The organism is Vibrio sp. 2132-1, from assembly GCF_033344315.1.
Window position 1 is genome coordinate 1 of sequence record NZ_JAWPON010000379.1, and the last position, 679, is coordinate 679.

At 52.4% G+C, this 679-nt stretch carries 1 protein-coding gene; it reads right to left on the minus strand.

Features of this window, described 5'->3' with window-relative positions; genetic code table 11:
• Positions 1-679, minus strand: a 679-nt coding sequence (locus R8N47_RS25545; RefSeq protein ID WP_318186144.1) for a helicase-related protein, incomplete at both ends; no start/stop codon positions are given.

Here is a 679-nt window from a genome sequence, read left to right on the forward strand (position 1 = left end):
CGGGGCCGCGGATCTCTAGGTCTTTCTGTGCAATCACAAAGCCATCGTTACTTTCACGCAGCACACCGAGGCGTTTTTGCGCGGTTTTCGACAGAGGGGCGTGGTACAGCAGGACACAGTGACTGGCAACAGAGCCTCGACCGACGCGGCCTCTTAACTGGTGTAATTGAGCCAAACCAAGGCGTTCAGGGTTTTCGATGATCATCAAGCTAGAGTTTGGCACGTCTACGCCAACTTCTATCACCGTCGTGGCTACGAGCAGGTGGAGCTTGTTGTCTTTAAACTCTTGCATGACAGCTTGCTTTTCGGCGGGCTTCATACGGCCATGAACCAAGCCAATTTTTACATCTGGCAGTTTGCGCTGCAGCTCTTCAGCGGTGTCTGCTGCGGCTTGCGCTTCTAACACTTCTGATTCATCGATCAGCGTACACACCCAATACGCTTGCTTGCCTTCGTTAAGACAAGCGTTTCGTACTCGCTCGACAATGTCGTCCCGTTTGGTATCTGGAATGGCGACGGTTTGAATCGGCGTTCGGCCTGGTGGTAATTCGTCTATCACCGACGTTTCCAAATCAGCATACGCTGTCATTGCTAGTGTGCGTGGAATCGGAGTCGCCGTCATGATGAGCTGATGCGGATACGCGCCTTGTTTTGCTCCTTTCTCACGTAACTCTAATCG